The following is a 20,064-nucleotide window of genomic DNA, read 5'->3' on the forward strand; positions in this document are numbered from 1 at the left end:
GCGCGCGTCGTCGGCGCCGATCGCGGTGGCCGCGAGCGCAGCGCACTCCTCGTAGGTGCGCGTGGCGAGCTCGGCCCGCACCGCCGCGATCGCCGACGGCGCCATCGACAGGCTCGTGGCGCCCAATCCGACCAGGACGCACGCGAGCAGCGGGTCGCCGGCGGCCTCACCGCACACGCCGACGGGCTTGCCGGACTCGCGGCCGGCCTCGGCGGCGAGACCGACCAGGTCGAGCAGGGCCGGCTGCCACGGGTCCAGGAGCTCGGCGAGCGCGCCGTTCATGCGGTCGGCCGCGAGCGTGTACTGGCCGAGGTCGTTGGTGCCCAGGCTCGCGAAGTCGCATTCGTCGAGGATGCGCGAGGCGCGCAGGGCCGCGGCCGGGACCTCGATCATGGCGCCGGCGGTGTCCAGGCCGTGGTCGCGGCAGCGCGCGGCGAACGCGCGGGCCTCGCCCGGGGTCGCGACCATCGGGGCCATGACCCACACGTCGGCGTCGGTCGCGGCGGCCGCGGCGCCGATCGCGGCGAGCTGGTCCTCCAGGAGCGCGGCGCCGGCCGCGCTGCGCGCCAAGCGGATGCCGCGGACGCCGAGCGCCGGGTTCGGCTCCTGGCCGTGGTCGACGAACGCGAGCGGCTTGTCGGCGCCGGCGTCGAGCGTGCGCACCACCACTCTGCGTCCGGTGAAGGACGCGAAGACCTGCGCGTACACCTCGGTCTGCTCCTCCACCGCGGGTGCGGTCGCGCGATCGAGGAAGAGGAACTCGGTGCGGAACAGGCCCACGCCTTCGCAGTCGGCCTCGGCGGCCGCGGCGAGATCGGCCGGGGAGCCGAGGTTCACCAGCAGCTGCACGGCCCGGCCGTCGGCGGTGCGGCCGGGTCCGCGGCTGCCCGACAGGGCCTCGGTGCGGCGGGCCTCCCCCTCCAAGGCCCGCCGCACCCGCTCGGGGCCGGGATCGACGGCGACCGTGCCGGCGCGGCCGTCCACCAGGACCGTGACACCGTCCTCGAGGGACGCGGCGTCCGGGCACGCGACGACCGCGGGCAGCCCCATGGACTTCGCGAGGATCGCGGTATGGCTGGTGGGACCGCCCTGCTCGGTCACGACCGCGACGGCCTGCGCGGGGTCGAGCGCGGCCGTGTCGGCCGGTGCGAGGTCGCGTGCGACCAGGACGAACGGGTGGCCCGGGTCCGGCACGCCGGGCATCGGCAGCCCGAGCAGGGTCGCGACGGTCCGGTCGCGCAGGTCGTCGAGGTCGGCGGCCCGCTCGGCGAGATAGCCGCCGGCGGCCTCCAGGGCGGCCCGGAACGACGCGAACGCCGCGGCGACCGCGTGCGGGGCCGAGCGGCCCTCGGCGAGGGCCTTCGCGACCCGGTCGGCCAGCGCCGGGTCGCGCGGCATCATCGACTGGGCGAACAGGACGTCCCCGGCCGGTCCCTCGGCGCGCGAGGCGCGGGCTTCGAGGTCGGCGGCGACCGCTTCGAGGGCGGCCTTCGCCGAGGCGAGCGCCGCGTCGGGGTCGGGTTCGGGTCCGGTGTCGGCCCCGAGTTCGGGCGGGGCGGCGAGGCGCGCGACGGGCGCGGTCGCCACTCCGGGGCTCACTCCGATACCGGTCAGCTCGACGTTCATGGTCGCTCCCCTCGTGCGGTCATCGCGGTCGGTTAGGCGTCGTGGTCGGTGGCGAGGACCGTTTCGAGGGCGTCGAGGGCCGCTTCGGCGCCCTCGCCGTCGGCGCGGAGGACGACCTCCTCGCCGCCCTTGGCGTCCAGGCCGAGAACCGACAGGATCGATCGGGCGTCCACGGGCTCCCCGCCGGGTTTGCCGATGGTGACCGGGACCGGCTGCGCGGCGGCGGCCTGCACGAACAGTGCGGCGGGCCGGGCGTGGAGGCCCACGCTGGAGCCGATGACGACGGTGCGTTCGGACATGTGCTTCCCCGTTGGCTAGATGGTGACCAGGGCCGAGTCGTCGACGGCCTGGGCGGCCTTCGACTTCCAGGCGGTTTTGAGGGCGACCGCGCACAGGCCGGTCGCGACGGTGCCGGCGAGCAGGGCGACGATGAAGCCGCCCGGGTCGCCGATGAGCGGGATGACCCAGATGCCGCCGTGCGGGGCGCGCAGGCTCGCCCCGAAGGCCATGGAGACGGCTCCCGCGACGGCGCCGCCGACCATGGTGGACGGGATGACGCGGAGCGGGTCGGCCGCGGCGAACGGGATCGCGCCTTCGGTGATGAAGAAGGCCCCGAGGAGCCAGGCGGCCTTCCCGGACTGGCGTTCGGCCTGCGTGAACAGCTTGGGCCGCACCACGCTCGCGAGTGCGAGGCCGAGCGGCGGGACCATGCCCGCGGCCATGACGGCGGCCATGACGGTGAAGTCGCCGCTGGCGAGGGCGCCGACGCCGAACAGGTACGCGACCTTGTTGACCGGGCCGCCGAGGTCGAAGCCCATCATGGCGCCGAGGATGACGCCCAGGAGGACCGCGTTGACGCCGGAGAGCCCGGCGAGCCAGTCGGTGAGCCAGGCCTGGGCGTCGGCGATCGGCTGTCCGATGAGGACGAGCATGATGAAGCCGACGGCGAAGACGCCCACGAGCGGGATGATGACGATCCGCATGATGCCCGCGAACGCCTGGTTGGCCTTGATGAGCTTGAGCGCCATGACGATCGCGCCGGCGATGAGGCCGGCGGCGAGGCCGCCGAGGAAGCCCGCGCCGACGTTGACGGCGATGAGGCCGCCGACGACGCCGGGCGCGATGCCCATGCGGTCGGCCATGCCGAAGGCGATGAACCCGGCGAGGATCGGCACGAGCATGGAGAACGCGAGCCCGCCGATGGCGAACATGAGCCCGGCGATGCCGGCCTGGCCGAGGATCTGCGTCGGGTCGGTGATGGCCTCGTAGGTGGTGCCCTGGAATTCGCCGCCGTTGACGACGTTGGCGATCTCGGCGCCGCCGATGACGAACGCGAGGGCGATGAGGATGCCGCCGGCGGCCACGAACGGGAGCATGTAGGACACGCCGGTCATGAGCCAGAGGCGGAGCTTCCCGCCGGGTCCGAGCCTGGGTCCGGCCGGGGCGGCGGGCGCCGCGGCGGCTGCCGGTCCGGCGGGCGCGGCCTCGGCCTGTGCGACGGCTTCGGCGACCATGTCGGCGGCGTGGTTGATGCCGCGCTTGACGGGGCCGGAGACGAGCGGTTTGCCGGCGAAGCGGTCCTTGTCGCGGACGTCGACGTCGGCGGCGAAGATGACCGCGTCGGCTCGGGCGATGTCGGCGGGGTCGAGCGCTTCGGCGCCGGCGGCGCCCTGCGTCTCGACGTGGATCTCGTGCCCGGCGTCCTTGGCGGCCTGCTCGAGGGCTTCGGCGGCCATGTAGGTGTGGGCGATGCCGGTGGGGCATGAGGTGACTGCGACGAGCTTCATTGTTCGTGCACCTTCTTCGTGATGCGGGCCCGCTAGGCGAGGGCGCTGTTGATGAGGGCTGCGGCCGCGGCGGCGTCGGGCGCGTCGCGCAGCGCGGTCGTGAAGTCCCGGTGGACGAGTCTGCGCGCCAGGGACGCGAGGATGGTCATGTGCTCGGAGCCGCCGCCTTCGGGTGCGGCGATGAGGAAGACGAGGTCGGCGGGGCCGTCGTCGGCGCCGAAGTCGATGCCGGCCTCGGAGCGCCCGAAGGCGAGGCTCGGCGCGGTGACGTGGGCGCTGCGGGCGTGCGGGATGCCGATGCCGCCTTCGATGCCGGTCGGCATCTGCGCTTCGCGGGCGCGCACGTCGGCGAGGAAGCCCTCGGTGTCGGTGACGCGTCCGGCGGCGGCGAGGCGGCCGGCGAGGGCCGCGGTCGCCTCGTGGCGGTCGGCGCCGCGGAGGTCGAGGTCGACCAGGTCGGCGGTGATCAGCTCGGACATGTGGTGCTCCTTCTGGTGCTCAGCGCAGGGCCCGGCCGGGGTCCGGGGTCGATGTGACCTCGACGGCGCCGAGATCGATGTCGGTGGGGCCGGGCATGATCGAGCCCGGGAGCGCGACCGCGGCGGTGCCCCAGGCGACGGCGGCGGCGAGGGCTTCGGGGCCGGTGCCGCCGGCCGCGAGGAACCCGGCGAGGGCGGCGTCGCCGGCGCCCACGGTGCTGGCGACGGGCCCGGCGGGCGGCGCGACCGCGTGGTGCACGCCGGTGTCGTCGACGAGGATCGCGCCGTCGGCGCCGAGGCTGGCGAGGACGGCGCGGGCGCCCCGGGCGCGGAGGGCCTGGGCGGCGGCGACGGCGTCGCCGAGGTTCGCGATCGGCGCGCCGGCGGCTTCGGCGAGTTCTTCGCGGTTGGGTTTGACGAGGTCGGGCCCGGCCTGGAGGCACGCGGCGAAGGCCGGGCCGGAGGTGTCGACGGCGGCGCGGGCCCCGGCGGCGCGGGTGCGCTCGACGAGGACGGCGTAGAAGTCGGCGCCGACCCCGGGCGGGAGGCTGCCGCAGCCGGCGATCCAGGCGGTGGGCCGGTCGATGCTGCTCGACGCCGCCTGCTCGTCGTAGTTCGGCGGGGCCGCGACGGCGGCGTCGAGGAGCTCCTCGACCTCCTCGACCCGCAGGGCGGGGCCGGACTCGTTGAGCTTGGTGACGGTGCCGTCGGCCTCGGCGATGGTGAGGTTCGAGCGGATCCCCTGGGAGACGGGGACGTCGATGATCGGCACGCCCGCTTCGGCGAGGAGGTCGACGAGCTCGGTCCCGGCGTGCCCGCCGGTGGTGAGGACCGCGCGGGTGGCGTGGCCGTTGGCGATGAGCGCGCGGGAGACGTTGACGCCCTTGCCTCCCGGGTCGACGCGGTCGCTGGCGGCCCGGTTGACTTCGCCGCGGCGGAGCCGGTCGACGGCGATGGTGCGGTCGAGGCTGGGATTGGCGGTGACGGTGACGATCATGCGAGCCGCACTTTCAGGTCGGCGGCCTCGAGGTCGGCGGCGAGGTCCGCGTCGAGGCCGGTGTCGGTGACGAGCAGGTCGACCTGGTCGAGCGTGCCGAAGCGCGCCAGGCAGTCGTTGCCGACCTTGGTGTGGTCGGCGAGGACCACGGCGGTGCGGGCGGCGTTGATCATGGCGCGCTTGACGGCGGCCTCGCCGGTGTCGGGGGTGGTCAGGCCGCGTTCGGCGCTGATGCCGTTCGCGCCGAGGAACGCGACGTCCACGAACGTGTCGGCGAGGGCGCGCAGGGCCCAGTCGTCGACGGCGGCCATGGTGCGGCCGCGGACCTTGCCGCCGACGATGAGGACGGTGAGGCGGGGCTTGGCGGCGAGGAGCGAGGCGATGAGGACGGAGTTGGTGACGACGGTGAGGTCGCGGTCGCCGGGGAGGGCCTCGGCGAGGCGGGCGGTGGTGGTGCCGGCGTCGAGGAGGATCGCGCCCTCCTCGGGGACCTCGGCGAGGGCCGCGGCGGCGATGCGCTCCTTCGCGGCGGTCTGGACGGTGTCGCGGGCGGCGACCGTGGGCTCGAAGCCGAGGCGCTCGAGGGGGATCGCGCCGCCGTGGACCTTCTTGACGACGCCCCGGCGCTCGAGGGCGGTGAGGTCGCGGCGGATGGTCTCGGTGGTGACCCCGAACGACGCCGCGAGGTCGGCGACGTCCACCCGGCCCTCGGTGCGCGCACGTTCGGCGATGCGCTGCTGCCGCTCTTCCGCGAACATGTGGTTCCACCCCCGTTTCACTTGGATTCATTTGGTTATACATGGCTCCTTGTGGCTTCGTCAACCCGGTTCCATGACGCGCAGACGTCACGATTGCGCAACGGGCCCGTCGTTCGCACGCTACCGACCGGTGCGGGCGGCGGCCGGCGAACGGGCGCGGCCGCTCCCGAACCGCGGCCCGTGCTTGAATGCGGGCATGGCCATCACGATCCTCAAAGGCGACATCACCGGGCAGCGCGTCGACGCGATCGTCAACGCCGCGAACTCCTCGCTCATGGGCGGCGGCGGTGTCGACGGGGCGATCCACCGCGCCGGCGGGCCCGCGATCCTCGACGAGTGCCGGGCCCTGCGGGCGTCCAAGTACGGGCGCGGCCTCCCGACCGGGCAGGCCGTCGCGACCACCGCCGGGCGGCTCGACGCGCGGTGGGTGATACACACCGTCGGGCCGGTCTACTCCGCCGACGAGGACCGGAGCGCGCTGCTGGCCTCCTGCTACCGCGAGTCGCTGCGCGTCGCCGGCGAACTGGGGGCCGCGTCCGTCGCGTTTCCCGCCGTCTCGGCGGGGGTATACGGCTGGTCGGCGGAATCGGCCGCGCAGATCGCGGTGGACACGGTGCGCGCGAGCGGGACCGAAGTGGACGACATCCGGTTCGTGCTGTTCAACGACGAGGTCTACGCGGCCTTCGAGCGGGAGATGGGCTGAGCCGCCGGACCGGACCGCACCACGGCCGCGCCACCCGGCTGTCGCACCCCGCCGGTACGGTCGGACGCCTGCAACCGACGAAGGGCACCGAATGAAGACGCTCAGCGAAACCGCGTTCGCCGCCGCGGAGCGGTACCTGGAACTGCACGCCAGGCTCGTCGACCGGCTCAGGTTCGAGCACGCGTTCCTCGGCGCCCCAGGGGAACTCGTGCGCAACGCCGTCGCCGCCTACCAGAACCTCGACGGCGGCTTCGGCCACGCGATCGAGCCCGACCTGCGCGGCTCGGGCAGCCAGCCGCAGGGCGCCGAGATCGCACTGTGGATGGTCGACGGCATCGCCGCCCCCGACGAGCCGATGCTCCTGCGCGTGTGCGACTGGCTCCAAGCGCACTCCACTGAGGATGGCGGGGTGCCGTGGGTGCTGCCGAGCGTCCTCGACGACGAGCGCGCCCCCTGGTGGCAGCCACAGGGCGAGAAGCCGCCCGCCGCGCTCAACCCGACCGCGCCGATCGCCGGCCTCCTGCACGCCCACGGCGTCGACCACCCGTGGCTGGGACCGGCGACCGAGTTCTGCTGGAAGGCGATCGGCGAGATCGGCGAGATCCAGGCGTACGACGCGATGTGCATCCTGAACTTCCTCGAGCGCGTCCCCGACCGCGAGCGCGCCGAGTCCGAGTTCCAGCGGCTGCGGGCGTCCCTGCGCACCGCCGCCGCGATCGACCCCGACGCGCCCGGGCACGTCCACTCCCCCATCGACCTCGCACCGGCGCCGGGGACCATGGCGCGCCGGCTGTTCAGCGACGACGAGATCGACCTCCACCTCGACCGGGCGGTCGAGGCCCAGAACGACGACGGCGGGTGGGCGCCGAACTTCGCGATGTGGACCCCTGCGGTGGTCCACGAATGGGGCGGCTTCCTCACCCTCGCCCGGCTCCGGACCCTGAAGGCGTACGGCCGCATCGAGCAGTGAAGCGGCCCCGCCTCGCGAGGCGGGGCCGTCGGCTATGCGGGTTTGCGGGCCTCGCCGGCGAGGTGGGGGCTCGCCTTCAGCGGGTAGGGCAGGTACGGCAGCCGGTGCGCCTCCAGGCCCGCGGTGTCGAAGCCGGCGGCCGCGAGGGCGGCGCCGGTGTCGCGGGAGGTGTGGCAGCCGCCCATCACGTGCGACCAGAGCACGACGTCGAACAGGTACTCCAGCGCGCGCACGTTGCGGTTGGCGGAGCCGACGTGCTCGAGGAGCACCAGGCGCCCGCCGGGCTTGAGCACCCGGTGGATCTCGGCGAGCGCGCGGCCCTGGTCCTCCACCGAGCACAGCACCAGGGTGGCGACGACCGCGTCGAAGGAGTCGTTCTCGAAGGCGAGCTGCTCGGCCTGCCCGTCGAGGACGGTGGCCTCGCGGCCGACGGCCCCGGCCTCCTCGCGGGCGAGGTCCCGCAGGGCCTCTTCGGGTTCGACCGCGACCAGCTCGGTCACGGCCCCCGGGTAGTGCCGGAAGTTGGCGCCGTGGCCGCAGCCGACCTCCAGCACCCGTCCGCTCAGTCCTGCCAGGAGCCGCGCCCGCTGCTCGCCCAGGCCGCGGTCCTCAATGGAGGCGGCGGCCTTGGGGTACCAGCGGGCGAAGAGGCGGTGGCTCCTTCGTGCCATGATCACTCCTCGTCGTTCTGCGACCGGGCCAGGAGGACGACGGCCACCACGACGGCCGCCAGCAGGATCACGGCCACGAGGAAGGTGTCGACCGCGAAGAGGGCGCCCAGCCCCCAAGCGAGGAACGGGGCCATGACCGCGAGCACCGCCGCGAGGGCGATCCAGCGCGCGTTGCGGCTCATGAAGTCCATCGTCGCTCCTCCCGGGTTCTCCCCGAGCCTACGGGAGCGCCGCGTCGGGCGGGGGTGCCGGTCCGCTCAGTTGGTGCGCGTGTTCGGCAGGTGGTCGCCGAGGTAGCCGATCCAGATCTTCCCGGTGGCGCCGCCGGCGTCGTCGAGGAAGTGCATCCGGGGCGCGGGCGAGCCGACGGGCTGGAGTTTGATGTGGGCGGGCATGTAGACGCGCCCGGACGGATCGAGCTCGGCGGGGACGCGGAACAGTCGCGCCCGGTAGAACTTCGGGTTGCCCGAGACCGAATCGGACTCCTTCATGGACACCATGGTCGGGATGATGTGGGGCTCGCCGGGCAGGGGCCGGGAGCACCAGTCGTAGAAGCCGCCGGTGAAGCGGTCCTCGGCACGCGCGGCGGCGTAGGCGTCGAGGGCGCGCAGGGCGTCCCACGCCCGGCCGGTCCAGCGGCGGCGCTGGCGGGGGTAGGTGACGTCGAGGCGGGAGACCTCGGTGTCGAGCGTGTCGGGCAGGTCGAGGCGGCGAAGCTGCTTGCGGGCGCGCTGGACGACGTCCATGAGGCTCTCGGCCTCCGGGGGCCCGTCGGGCGCCTGGACGCCGTAGACCGGGTCGGCGTGCTCGGCGAGGCGGCTCTCGAGCCAGCGGATGCGGTCCTGGGCCTTGCGTTCGTGCTCCTGGAGTTCCACGTAGTCGAGTTCGAGCCGGTCGTATTCGCGGCGGAGGCGCTCGAACTCGTCGCCGCGGCCGCGGCGGCCCAGGAGCCCGGTGGACTCGACGGCGCGGGTGAGCGCGTCGAGGTGGGCGGACATGGTCTTGATGAGGGCGGTGGTCTCGGAGTCGCCGCCGCGGGCCATGTCGACGAGCGCTTCGAGGACGGCGTCGTCGAGGTGGTCGGCGAGCCGCTCGGCGATGTCGGCGGCGAGGGCGCCGGTGCCGTCGGCGGCGGGAGCGGCAGGGGCGGGTCCGGCGGCACCGGGGGCGTCCGAGCCCGCGGCGGCGGGAGCGGTGGCGGGTCCGGCCGGGGCCGCGTCGGCGGGTGGTTCGGGGTCCGGGGCCGGTTCGCCGGGCTGCTCGGGGATCGGGGGCCGGGGCGGCTCGGCGGGCCCGGGGGCCTTCGGCTGGCGCGGGACGGCGATCGCGGCCGGGGTGGGCGGGGCGGCGTGGAGCGCGGCGGGGTCGAGGGCCCCGGCGAGGATGCGGGAGACGCGCGGCGCGGTCGGGCGGATGTCGGGCGGGACCGGGCGGTGGGCGGACAGCTCGACGACGCCGGTGATGACGACGTCGAGCGCGCGGGTGCCCATCTCGCGGATGGCGTTGCCCCCGCGGGGCTGGTGGCGCATCGCGTAGGACTCGGCGCCGGGGCGGACGCCGGGCAGGTAAGTGCGCAGGCCGCCGCCGAAGACGCTGAGGTCGGGGCCGAGCCAGGTGTTCAGCTCGTCCTGGGTCTTCGCGTCGTGGAGGCGGACGACGGACGCGATGCCGGCGAGGGCCTCGGCGAGGTGGCCGGCGCAGGAGGCGGCGACGGCGGGGTCCGTGCGGTCGACGGTGAGGACGATGATCGGGACGGCCCGGGACCGGTCGGCGAGCCGGCCGGTGAGGTCCTTGACCTCCTCGGGGCCGACGACGTGGACGCCGGCCTCGACCGGGACGGCGCCGTCGGTGGCGCGGCCGGTCGCGAGGTAGGCAGGCATGAAGCCGGGCGCCCGGACGGGCTCGGCGGTCGCCGAGAGGTCGCCTTCGACGGTGACCTGGACCCAGCTCCGCTCGGGCCGGGGGCCGGCGGCCCAGGTCGCGGTGGTGCGCAGGCGGCCGGTGCCGGTCGGTTCGTCGAGACTGTAGCGGCCGCAGACTTCGGTGTCGGCCAAGGTGATCCGGGTGCGGCCGCGGGAGCGTTCGAGCCGGGGCGACCCGTCGTCGTCGACGCCGGCCCACGCGGCGAAGCACCGCCGCAGCCGCGGGCCGAGCCGCTGCCCGCCGTCGCGGAGTACTGCCTGGTAGAACAGCGCCACAGTGCCTCCAGCGGTGCGTCAGCGGCCACGTTGAGGGAACATGCTACTGGAGGCGGGTCCGGAGGTCGTCCCCCAAATCCAATAGGGACAGTCGAGGTCCGAGTAATGCGCAGCGGGCCCGCACCTCGGTGGGTGCGGGCCCGCTGCGGCTTGACGGGGTCGGGCGGCGGCTCAGGCCGTCTCGGCGGCCGGCTCGTCCTTGGGCGCGGGGTGGTTCGCCTTGTCGAGGACCGGGCCGCCGACGTCGCGTTCGGCGAGGTGGCGGCGCACCGAGTAGACGACGGCCGCGGCCCACACGACCGCGATCGCGATGTACGCGGCGACCCGGGCGGCGTCCGAGGCGTCGATCCACTCCGAGCGCAGGAGCGTGCGGGCGTTCGTCAGGACGATCATGCCGCCGACGGCGGAGCCGAGGACGCGCGGCGGGACGTGCCGGACCAGCCAGGCGGCGATCGGGGCGGCGATGAGCCCGCCGAGCAGGAGCACCCCGACCCACGCGAAGTCGATGTTCTCGCCGCCGAGGCCGATGAGGAAGCCGATCGAGGCGGCCACGGCCACCAGGAACTCAGAGGTGTCGACCGAGCCGATGACCTTGCGGGGCTCGATGCGGCCGCTCGCGAGGAGGGCCGGGGTGCCGACCGGGCCCCAGCCGCCGCCCCCGGTCGCGTCGATGAAGCCGCCGACGAGGCCGAGCGGGGTCAGGAAGCGCTTGCGCAGGGGCTTGCCGAGGTTGCGGCTGTCCAGCCCGCGGAGGGTGAAGCGGATGAGCAGGTACAGGCCGAGCGCGAGCAGGATGAGCGACATGACCGGCGCGGCCGACTCGGTGGAGAGCCAGGACAGGAACGTCGCGCCGAGGAAGGCGCCGACCGCGCCGGGGACGCCGATCTTGAGGACGACCTTCCAGTCGACGTTCCCGAAGCGCCAGTGCGCGGTGCCCGAGGCGAGGGTCGTGCCGATCTCGGCGAGGTGGACGGTGGCCGACGCGGAGGCGGGGTTGGTGCCGATCGCCAGCAGCAGCGTCGCCGAGGTGGCGCCGTAGGCCATGCCCAGGCTGCCGTCGATGAGCTGGGCGACCAGGCCGACCAGCCCGAGGAGGACTAGGGATTTCACAAGCGAGGCCTTCCGAGACGGCAACCGGGCAAAAATCTCTACCAAATCTATGGGAAATATAGACAGGTCGGGGGCGGGCGTCAACCGCCGATCCCGAAACGCGGGAAGCCGCGTCGGATCCCGGGAGCGGCCCGGCGCGGGCGGGGCGCCGGCCGCCGTCCGGGATTTGCGCGATCGCCGGACACGCCACCGGGCGGGGGCCAGAATCGGCCCAGATGCCGCCGCCGGCGGCCCTGCAGGAAGGAAGCGCCCATGAGCAAACTGATCGCCGTGGCCTACCCGGACGTCCCCACCGCCCAAACGGTCCTGGGCGAACTCGTCGGCATGCAGAAGCGGGAGCTGATCAAGCTCGCCGACGCCGTGGTCGTCGAACGGCGGGACGACGGCAAGGTCAAGCTGCACCAGGCGAACTCGACGGTCGGCGTCGGCGCCGCCGGCGGTGCGCTGTGGGGCGGCCTCATCGGCCTGCTGTTCTTCGCGCCGCTGCTCGGCATGGCGGTCGGCGCGGCCGCGGGGGCCGCGGGCGGCGCGCTCACCGACGTGGGGGTCGACGACTCGTTCATGAAGGAGCTCGGCACCGAGCTGGCGCCCGGCACGGCCGCGCTGGTCCTCCTGGTCGTCTCGGCCACCGAGGACCGCGTCGTCGAGGAGCTCGGCGGCCGCTACCAGGGGCGCCTGCTCCAGACGAACCTCTCCTCGGAGGAGGAGCAGCGGCTGCGCGAGACCATCGACGCGGTCGGGGCCGAGACCTCCTGAAGCCGGCCCCGCTGCGAGCACGGGCGGACGGCGGCGGCTCCCAGCGCCGCCGTCCGTTTTCCCTGATGGGAACTCGGCGAACCGGCATCCTGGCTAGGCTCTCGGCATGAAGCGGCGGGCCGACCCGGCGGACGTGCCGGGCTACATCCGGTCCTACGTCATGCCCGACACCCCGTGGGACCGGATCGCCTCCGGCCACCCCGCCTCGGTGCTGACGCTGCGGCTGCTGCCGGTCATCCTGCTGGCCGCGACCGTGCCGCTCGCGTTCGCCGTCCCCGGGATGCGGCCGTACGCCGACTACACGCTGGTGTTCCTGCCGGCGTTCACCGCGCTCGTGAACGGGCCGGTCGCCACCGCGGTCGCGACACTCGCGGTCGCCGCGATCGTCGGCGCCGGGGACGAGGCGCTCGGGCTGCTGCCGTACCCGCAGAGCGCCTGGAGCGACCTGCCGCCGATCATCGCGGTCGGCGTGGTCTGCACGGTGCTCGCGTGGGTCAGGAACCGGATCGTCATGCGGCTGCTGGACATGACGCTGGTGGCCGAGGCGGTCCAGGGCGCGATCCTCCCCGAGCTGCCGCCGACGGTCGGCGGGCTGCGGGTCGCGGTGGCGTACAAGACGCACGACGGCAGTCCGGGCCTGCTCGGCGGGGACTTCTACGACGTGCAGGAGACCGACGCGGGGATCCGCGCGGTCGTGGGCGACGTCCAGGGGCACGGTCTGAGCACCGTGCACCTGACCGAGGCGCTCCTGGGGACGTTCCGCGAGCGCGCGCTCGACGACCCGGACCTGGCGACGCTGGCCGCGCGCCTGGAGCGGCGGGTGCGGCTGCACAACCGCGGGCGCGGCGAGTGGGAGCAGTCGTTCGCGACGGCGGTGCTCATCGAGATCACGCCCCGGCACGACACGATCCGGGTGGTCCTGTGCGGGCATCCGGCGCCGCTGCTGGTGCGGGGTGCGGCGGAGCCGATCCCGGCCCGGCCGACGCCGCCGCTGGGGCTGACCGACTTCGGGCTGCAAAGCACGGAGGTCCGCGAGGCCGCGCTCATGCCGGGGGACGTGATCGTCGCGTTCACCGACGGGATCGTGGAGGGCCGCAACGCCGCGGGGCAGACGTTCCCGCTGGTCTCGATGGTCAACGCCCACATCGCGTCGGGGCTGCGGGACCCGGAGCGGCTCCAGGACCGGCTCAAGGACGACTTCAAGCGGGGCGGGTTCCTGCGCACGGACGACCTGACGATCCTGATCATCGAGGTGCCGGGCCCGTCGCGGTGAACGCCGACGGCGGCCCCGCGGGACGCGGAGCCGCCGGAGTCGCGGTGTTGCCGGAGTCGTGGTGTCGCTGGAGCGCGGTGTCGCCTATTCGGCGGCGGGCTCGTGCGGGTCGCCGAAATAGGAGCGCTCGCCGGACTCCTCGGAGTTGCCCATGGGGATCGCGACCTCGACGACCTCGCCGTTCGAGAAGGTGAACTCGAGATCGACGGTGGATCCCATGGCGAGGTCGTCTTGGAGTCCTTCCAGGAGCAGGAAGGAACCGGACGACGGGGACAGCCGCACGTAATCGCCCGCGGGGATCTCGACGGTGAACTCGCGTTCGCCGGCGGCGCCGGCGGTGGCCTCGCCTTCGCCTGCAGGGGACTCGGTGGCGGTCGTCTCGCCTTCGGGCGACTCGGCGGCGTCGGGCGTCGCGGTCGCGTCGGCCGTGGGGCTCTCGCCGCCCTCGCCGGGGCTCGGGGACGCCTCGCCGGGGGTCTCCTCGACCGGGGTCTCGGGCTCGGGTTCGGGCGCCGTCTCGTTCGCGAGCGTGACGGCCTCGGCGTCCGGGCTCGTCACCGACTCGAGGATCACGGCCTCGTCGCCGTCGTTCGCGATCCAGACCCGCAGCGGCGCCTGGCCGCCCTCCGGGTAGGAGCCGCTGTCGCCGAAGTCGATCTGGAGGTCGCGCAGGGCGAGGTCCCCGGCGTCCACGTCGACCCCGGAAATGGCCGTCTCCATCTTGCTGGTCTGGGCGTCCTGGCCGGCGCCGCATCCGGTCACGGCCAGCGCCAGGGCCGCGGCGAACAGCGGCGCCCCATATCGGCCCGCGGCCGCGATCGCGTCTCGTCTCTCCACAAGCGCCACCTTAAGCGCGAGGAGGCCCCGCGCCCGGCCGCGACATACCGGCGGTCCGCAATCACCGCGCAGCCCTCAATGCGAGTGTCCCTCAAGGGGATCCGGTTGTCGTACCCGTGGGTCAGGGTGGTTCCGGGGGCCCATCGGTCGAGTGCCATGTGACATGTCATATGGCACATCGGCGGTCCTTCAGCGGAGGCCGAGCGCGGCGGGCGGCCCGGTTCAGGTGTTCGGGCGGCGCCGGCCCACGGCGCGGTGGTCGAGGGCGGCGAGGACCCGGTCGATGAGCGCGGGGTCGTGGCCGGGCGAGGCGCGCATCTGGAGCAGGCGCGCGGTCGCGGCCGAGAGCATCTCGGCCTCGATGCGCTGCATCGCGTCGTACCGCTCGGCGAGCCGCTCGGTCTCGGGGTCCTCGCGGTCCTCCACGAGGGAGGCGGCCTGGGCGGCGCGCCGGTCGTACCACTGCTCCATCCTGGCGGCGACCTCGTCGTCGACCTCGCCCTCCTCTCGGAGCCGGCGCAGCCGCTGCGTGGCCGCCCTCCCGGATTCGGCCATGATGGACCGCAGCGCCTCGGTCTCCTTCGCGGTGTCGGCCTTGACGCCGAGGAACGCGATGAGCCCCGGCAGCGTCAGGCCCTGCGCGAGCAGCGTCGCGATCACCACGACCACGGACAGGAACTGGATCTGCTCGCGGCCGGGGAACGGCGAGCCGTCGGCGATCGTCTCGGGCAGCGCCAGCGCGGTCACGATCGTGACGACGCCGCGCATGCCGGCCCAGGCGGTCACGACCGCCAGCCGCGGGTGCTCCCCCAACTGTTTCCAGCCGATTCCCTTGCGTCCCAAGATGATCGCGAGCCCGAGCCAGAGGGCGCGGACGGCGATGACGGCGCCCGCCACCGCGAGCGCCTTCCACAGCAGGTCGCCGACGCCGTCGCCGACGGCCTGGATGATGTCGACGAGCTCCATCCCGACAACCGCGAAGGTGAGGGCGTTGAGCGCGGTCTCGAGGACCTCCCACACCGAGCCCTGCACGAGCCGCCCCTCGTAGTCGTCGGGGTCGTTCGAGCGGGCCACGATGTAGAACGCGGCGCAGATGACGGCGAGGACGCCGGAGGCCTTGACGCCGTCGGCGAGGAGGTAGGCGATGTAGGGGCCGGTGAGGCCGAGGGCGGTGCTGACCCGGGTGTCGTCCACGAAGGATCCGAGTTTGACAAGGATCCAGCCGACGCCGAGGCCGACCGCGACGGCTACGACCGCGGAGTACGCGAACAGGCCGGCCGACCAGATCGCCGACACCGAGCCGGTGACGACGCCGAGGACCGCGACGTTGTAGAGGGTCAGGGCGGTGACGTCGTTGAACAGGCCCTCGCCTTCGAGGATGGTGACGAGCCGGCGGGGCAGGCCGAGCCGGTCGGCGATGGCGCTGACGGCGGCCGCGTCGGGCGGGGCGCAGATCGCGCCGAGGACGACGGCGGCGGTGACGGGCAGGGCCGGGCTGATCGCGGCGGCCAGCAGGGCGACGGCGGCGGCGGTGACGAAGACGAGGACGACCGCGAGGAAGACGATCGGGCGCCAGTTCACGGCGAAGTGCCGCCACGAGTACTTGCGGGCCGCGGCCCACAGCAGCGGCGGCAGCAGGACCGGCAGCAGGTGCTCGGGGGCGAGGTCGAGCGCGGGCATGCCGGGGACGAGCCCGAGGGCGAGTCCGTAGAGGCAGACGAGGACCGGTGCGGGGATGCGCATCCACTCGGCGGCGGCGGTCAGCAGGAGGCCGCCCACGGTGAGGGCGAACAGGATCGCCACCAGTTCCATCCGGCCTCCGAGTCGGTCGTGCCTGGAGCGATCTTAGGTCGCGGGCCCGGCCTCCGATCCGGAGATCATGGCATGATTTGCGGCTATCGTTCCGCCTATGAGCACTGTCGACACGGCCGAGCGGGCCGCCGACGCGGAACCCGCGCCCCCCGCCCTGGGCAGGTCGCGCCGGAACCTGGTGTTCGTCACGATCCTGCTCGGCATGCTCATGGCGGCGCTGGACCAGACGATCGTCTCGACGGCGCTGCCGACGATCGTCGCCGACCTCGGCGGGGCCGGCCACATGGCGTGGGTCGTCACGTCCTATCTGCTCGCGGAGGCGATCGCGTCGGCGGTCGTCGGCAAGTTCGGCGACATGTTCGGGCGCAAGGCGATCTTCCAGCTCAGCGCGATCGTGTTCGTCGGCGGTTCGGCGCTCGCCGGGTTCAGTGGCGACATGGTGTTCCTCATCGTCGCCCGCGCGGTCCAGGGCCTGGGCGCCGGCGGCCTCATGGTGACGGCGATGGCGCTCATCGCCGACGTGATCCCGCTGCGCGAGCGCGGCAAGTACCAGGGTGCCATGGGCGCGGTCTTCGGGGTGACGACCGTGCTCGGCCCGACCCTCGGCGGGCTGTTCACCGACCACCTGTCGTGGCGGTGGTGCTTCTACGTGAACGTGCCGATCGCGGTGGTCATGATCGCGATGGCGGCCGCGACGGTGCCGCGCGTGCGCTCGGCCGTGAAGCCGGTCATCGACTACTGGGGCCTGATCTTCGTCGCGATCGGCACCTCGCTGCTGCTCCTCGCGCTCGAATGGGGCGGCGACGAGTACGCGTGGGACTCGCCGGCGATCCTCGGCATGTTCGCGGGCGCGGTCGCGGCCCTGGCGGTGTTCGTGGCGGTCGAGCGGCGGGCCGCCGAGCCGATCCTGCCGATGTGGCTGTTCGCGAACCCGGTCTTCACGGTGTGCTCGGTCCTGAGTTTCATCGTCGGGTTCGCGATGCTCGGCGCCATGACGTTCCTGCCGACGTACCTCCAGTACGTGGACGGCGACTCGGCGACGGTCTCGGGCTACCGGACGCTGCCGATGGTCGCCGGGATGCTCGCCACCTCGATCATGTCCGGCTCGGTCGTCAGCCGCACCGGGAAGTACAAGGTGTTCCCGATCGTCGGCACCGGCACCATGGCCGCGGGCCTGTACCTGATGTCCACGATGGGCCCGGGCACCAGCGTGTGGCTGGAGTCGGCGTACATGCTGGTCCTGGGTCTCGGCCTGGGCCTGGCGATGCAGGTGCTCACGATCGCGGTCCAGAACACGGTGCCGTACGCGCAGCTCGGCGCGGCGACCTCGGGCGTGACGTTCTTCAGGACCGTGGGCTCGACGTTCGGGACGGCGATCTTCGGGACCCTGTTCAGCAACCACTCGCCGCCGCTGCTCGCCGCCGCGTACGCCCAGACCGGGCTCGACCCGGCCGCGGTCGCGAGTCCCGGTGCGCTGCACGAACTCCCGGACGATGTGATCGCCCCGGTCGTGGAGGCGTACGCGGACTCGATCGGCTTCGTGTTCCTGTGGACCGTCCCGGTCGCGGTGCTCGGATTCCTGGTGGCGTGGTTCCTCCAGGAGCGGCCGCTGCACGACGCGGCGCGCGGCCGCGCGGTCGACATGGGCGAGGGCTTCGGCGCCCCGGACCCGTCGCCGTCGGAGGAGCGGCTCGCGCGGATGGTCGCCGACCTGATGCGGCGCGACCGGCGCACCGTCTACACCGAGGTGTACGAGTCGGCGTCCGGCGTGAGCGCCCTCGACCGGGCCGGGTCGTGGGCGCTGCGGCAGGTCTACATGCGGCAGGTCGCCGGGATCGACGCGACACTGCCGAGGATCGCCGCGGCCCACCGGCTCCCGCCGCAGGTGCTGCAGCCGGTGTTCGTGCAGGCGGTCCGGGAGGGCTATCTCGCGGTCGACGCGGGGCGGCTCAGCCTGACCCCGCGCGGCCGGGCCGAGTTCGAGCTGTTCGTGGCGGCCTGGCGGCGCTGGCTCGACCGGCACCTTGACGATTGGGACCTGGCCGACCCGCGTGACCGGGAGGTGTTCGACCGGACGGTCGCCCGCCTGGCGCGCGACATCGCCGAGCAGGAGTCGTTCGACGAGGAGGACCGGCGCGAGTCGAAGGCGGACGCGGCCGCGTGAAGCGGACGGGGCCGGCCCTTCGCGGTCAGTCCCGGCCCCGGCCGTCGCGGTCCGGCCCCTTCGCGGTCAGTCCCGGTCCGGCTCGTCGTCCGGTGCGGGCGCGAGCGCCGTCTTGTCGCCGTCCGCGACCAGGACCGCGTCGGCGCCGCCGAAGTCCTCGCCGCCGGCGAATCCGAGGCTGCCGGCGATGAAGCCGTACTTCGGGCCGAGGAGGGCCGCGACGACGGCCCCCGTGCCGAACCAGGTGAGGGTCATGCCCGCCATCTCCATGCGGCTCTCGTTGCGTTGCAGGTGGATGTTGTGCGCCAGGACCGCCGTCGGTCCGCGCCCGGCTTCGCGGTCGCGGATGTCGAGGAGGTTCCGGGCCATGATCGCGTCGCGGACGGCCGACAGGCGGCTCCACCGCTCGGCCTCGTCGATGCGCTCCGCGGCCTGGCGGTGGTAGCGCAGGAGGTCGACGGCGGTGGCGGCGTGGATCCTGGCGCGGTCCCAGGCGGCGCGGGAGGTCGCCGCGATCAGGTGCGGCGCTCGCGAGTAAAGGGCGGTGAGGAGGTCGTCGGCGACGGCGCGGAGCCGGTGGGCCTCGGGGGTGTCGCCGGGCGAGGCGGCCGGGTCGGTGACCGCCTCCATGCGGCTCCACTGCTGGTCGTCGCCGGCGAGCGGCGCCAGGTCGAGGTCGAGTCCGAGGTAGTCGCGGACGTGCTCGAGGTGGCCGCGCGGGCTCGCCGCGGTGAACTCGAGCGGCGCGTCCATGCCGTGGAAGGACAACCGCTCGGCCGGAGGGCGCTGCTCGTTGTACTCGCGCATCCAGGCGACGAGGCGCCGGTTGACGTCGAAGGCGCCGAAGCCGTGCGTGAAGCCTTCGGCCATGGCGGTGTCGAGGCTGCCGGCGCGGCCTTGGACGTAGTCGTCCGCGGCGAGCCCGGCCACGCGGTCGGACTCGAACGCGATCGAGCGGACGCCGCCGTCGACCAGGCGGGTGAGCAGTTCGAAGCGGGCGTCGGCGAGGGCCGTGTCGCCGTGCGACGGCTCGCCGAGCCCGATGAGTTCGTGGGATTCCCTGATGACGTCTGCAAGTTCCATGGTCGCAAACGTATCGTTGAAAGACCGGTTGAGACTTTGACCGGGTCTGACCTCGCACGCGTGCGGTAAAGTGTCAAACGATGGTGAACTTGCGGCCTTCGGATCTGGCGCGGGAGCACGGCCTGACGGCCCAGGCGGTCCGCAACTACGAGCGCGACGGGTTCATTCCGCCCGCCGAGCGCACCCCCAGCGGCTACCGGGTGTACACGCCGGTGCACGCGGCGGCGCTCCGCGCCTTCCTCGCGCTGGTCCGGGCGTACGGTCACGCGGTCGCCGGAGAGGTCATGCATGCGATCCGCGACGGCGGCGTCGACGACGTCCTGATGATCATCGACCGCGGCCACGAGCAGCTGCTGCGCGACCGCGGCACGCTCGACGCGGTCCGCGCGTCGGTCGGCCGGCTGACCGGCGAGGCGCCCGGGCCGCCGCGGCCGCTCGCGCCCTTCACGATCGGGGAGCTCGCCTACCGGCTGCGGGTCACCCCCGCGACGCTGCGGAACTGGGAGGAGGCCGGCATCCTCACCCCCGAGCGCGACCGGGCGACCGGGTACCGGCGGTTCGACGCGGCCGACGTGCGGGACGCCGAACTCGCCCACCTGCTCCGGCGCGGCGGCTACCCGCTCGAGCACATCGCGACGGTGGTCCGGCAGGTGCGCACCGCGGGCGGCGCCGAGGCGCTCGCCGAGTCGCTTGAGGACTGGCGGCGCCGGCTGACCCGGCGGGGCCTGGCCATGCTCGACGCGGCCGCGCAGCTCAGCGACTACCTGCGGCTGCTCGACGAGGTGCGCGAGCGCGCCGCTGGAGACCGGGCCCCATAATGGGTGACCGCCATGTCACATA

Annotated in this window: 17 protein-coding genes and 1 pseudogene; 6 read left to right on the plus strand and 12 right to left on the minus strand. The window is 73.9% G+C overall.

All coding sequences use genetic code 11. The features are described from left to right. The 5 genes and pseudogenes from ptsP to GFD30_RS20845 all read right to left on the minus strand — a co-directional run. The coding region (gene ptsP / locus GFD30_RS20820; protein ID WP_153027104.1) for a phosphoenolpyruvate--protein phosphotransferase at nt 1-1,626 on the minus strand (1,626 nt) is incomplete at its 3' end. A gap of 32 nt (nt 1,627-1,658) precedes the next feature. Next, entirely contained in the window at nt 1,659-1,925 is a 267-nt protein-coding gene (locus tag GFD30_RS20825; protein WP_153023458.1) for an HPr family phosphocarrier protein, read from the minus strand. 15 nt (nt 1,926-1,940) lie between these two features. After that, nucleotides 1,941-3,892 (minus strand): annotated as a pseudogene (locus tag GFD30_RS20830) (PTS fructose transporter subunit IIABC). A gap of 19 nt (nt 3,893-3,911) precedes the next feature. Further along, nucleotides 3,912-4,889, minus strand: coding sequence for a 1-phosphofructokinase family hexose kinase (locus tag GFD30_RS20840; RefSeq protein ID WP_153027105.1), 978 nt, complete (start codon nt 4,887-4,889; stop codon nt 3,912-3,914). Then, a complete protein-coding gene (locus GFD30_RS20845) occupies nt 4,886-5,647 on the minus strand; it encodes a DeoR/GlpR family DNA-binding transcription regulator (protein ID WP_153027143.1) in 762 nt (253 codons plus the stop codon). Before GFD30_RS20845 ends, GFD30_RS20840 begins: the two co-directional genes overlap by 4 nt. A 196-nt stretch (nt 5,648-5,843) precedes the next feature. Between GFD30_RS20845 and GFD30_RS20850 the strand changes: the two genes are divergently transcribed. Both GFD30_RS20850 and GFD30_RS20855 read left to right on the plus strand, forming a co-directional pair. Then, nucleotides 5,844-6,350 (plus strand): O-acetyl-ADP-ribose deacetylase, encoded by a 507-nt coding sequence (locus GFD30_RS20850; protein ID WP_153027106.1) that lies wholly within the window; start codon nt 5,844-5,846, stop codon nt 6,348-6,350. 91 nt (nt 6,351-6,441) lie between these two features. Then, complete coding sequence (locus tag GFD30_RS20855; RefSeq protein WP_153027107.1) at nt 6,442-7,320, plus strand: hypothetical protein; 879 nt, start codon at nt 6,442-6,444, stop codon at nt 7,318-7,320. A gap of 32 nt (nt 7,321-7,352) precedes the next feature. On the opposite strand, the gene GFD30_RS20860 is transcribed toward GFD30_RS20855, so the two are convergent. The 4 genes from GFD30_RS20860 to GFD30_RS20875 all read right to left on the minus strand — a co-directional run bounded on the left by GFD30_RS20860 (nt 7,353) and on the right by GFD30_RS20875 (nt 11,299). Then, on the minus strand, nt 7,353-7,991 hold the full coding sequence (locus GFD30_RS20860) for a class I SAM-dependent methyltransferase (RefSeq protein WP_153027108.1): 639 nt from the start codon (nt 7,989-7,991) through the stop codon (nt 7,353-7,355). A gap of 2 nt (nt 7,992-7,993) precedes the next feature. Next, nucleotides 7,994-8,182: a hypothetical protein gene (locus tag GFD30_RS20865; RefSeq protein ID WP_153027109.1), complete on the minus strand. Its 189-nt coding sequence runs from the start codon at nt 8,180-8,182 to the stop codon at nt 7,994-7,996. A gap of 66 nt (nt 8,183-8,248) precedes the next feature. Continuing rightward, nucleotides 8,249-10,189 carry a hypothetical protein gene (locus GFD30_RS20870; protein ID WP_153027110.1) on the minus strand — a complete coding sequence of 647 codons (1,941 nt, stop codon included), beginning with the start codon at nt 10,187-10,189 and terminating at the stop codon, nt 8,249-8,251. Between the two features lie 171 nt (nt 10,190-10,360). Next, nucleotides 10,361-11,299 (minus strand): sulfite exporter TauE/SafE family protein, encoded by a 939-nt coding sequence (locus GFD30_RS20875; protein ID WP_322633465.1) that lies wholly within the window; start codon nt 11,297-11,299, stop codon nt 10,361-10,363. A 252-nt stretch (nt 11,300-11,551) separates the two neighbouring features. Here GFD30_RS20875 and GFD30_RS20880 point away from each other — a divergent pair, with 252 nt between their 5' ends. Together GFD30_RS20880 and GFD30_RS20885 are read left to right on the plus strand one after the other, a co-directional pair. Next, entirely contained in the window at nt 11,552-12,055 is a 504-nt protein-coding gene (locus tag GFD30_RS20880; RefSeq protein WP_153027111.1) for a DUF1269 domain-containing protein, read from the plus strand. A 106-nt stretch (nt 12,056-12,161) separates the two neighbouring features. Continuing rightward, on the plus strand, nt 12,162-13,328 hold the full coding sequence (locus GFD30_RS20885) for a PP2C family protein-serine/threonine phosphatase (RefSeq protein ID WP_153027112.1): 1,167 nt from the start codon (nt 12,162-12,164) through the stop codon (nt 13,326-13,328). An 84-nt stretch (nt 13,329-13,412) separates the two neighbouring features. Here GFD30_RS20885 and GFD30_RS20890 read toward each other — a convergent pair whose 3' ends face one another. Continuing rightward, nucleotides 13,413-14,165, minus strand: a complete 753-nt coding sequence (locus tag GFD30_RS20890; RefSeq protein ID WP_153027113.1) for a copper chaperone PCu(A)C — start codon at nt 14,163-14,165, stop codon at nt 13,413-13,415. A 222-nt stretch (nt 14,166-14,387) separates the two neighbouring features. Next, a complete protein-coding gene (locus tag GFD30_RS20895) occupies nt 14,388-15,977 on the minus strand; it encodes a cation:proton antiporter (RefSeq protein ID WP_153027114.1) in 1,590 nt (529 codons plus the stop codon). A 97-nt stretch (nt 15,978-16,074) separates the two neighbouring features. Between GFD30_RS20895 and GFD30_RS20900 the strand changes: the two genes are divergently transcribed. Next, nucleotides 16,075-18,141 carry an MDR family MFS transporter gene (locus tag GFD30_RS20900; RefSeq protein ID WP_153027115.1) on the plus strand — a complete coding sequence of 689 codons (2,067 nt, stop codon included), beginning with the start codon at nt 16,075-16,077 and terminating at the stop codon, nt 18,139-18,141. 66 nt (nt 18,142-18,207) lie between these two features. Here the strand turns inward: GFD30_RS20900 and GFD30_RS20905 are convergent, their stop codons facing one another. Continuing rightward, the gene (locus GFD30_RS20905) at nt 18,208-19,224 is read right to left on the minus strand and encodes an erythromycin esterase family protein (protein ID WP_153027116.1); all 1,017 of its coding nucleotides are present in this window, start codon (nt 19,222-19,224) and stop codon (nt 18,208-18,210) included. An 80-nt stretch (nt 19,225-19,304) separates the two neighbouring features. Between GFD30_RS20905 and GFD30_RS20910 the strand changes: the two genes are divergently transcribed. Next, nucleotides 19,305-20,042 (plus strand): TioE family transcriptional regulator, encoded by a 738-nt coding sequence (locus tag GFD30_RS20910; protein ID WP_153027117.1) that lies wholly within the window; start codon nt 19,305-19,307, stop codon nt 20,040-20,042. Nucleotides 20,043-20,064: the final 22 nt, after the last annotated feature.

It is taken from the genome of Glycomyces albidus (assembly GCF_009451885.1).
Classification (GTDB): Bacteria; Actinomycetota; Actinomycetes; order Mycobacteriales; family Micromonosporaceae; genus Glycomyces; species Glycomyces albidus.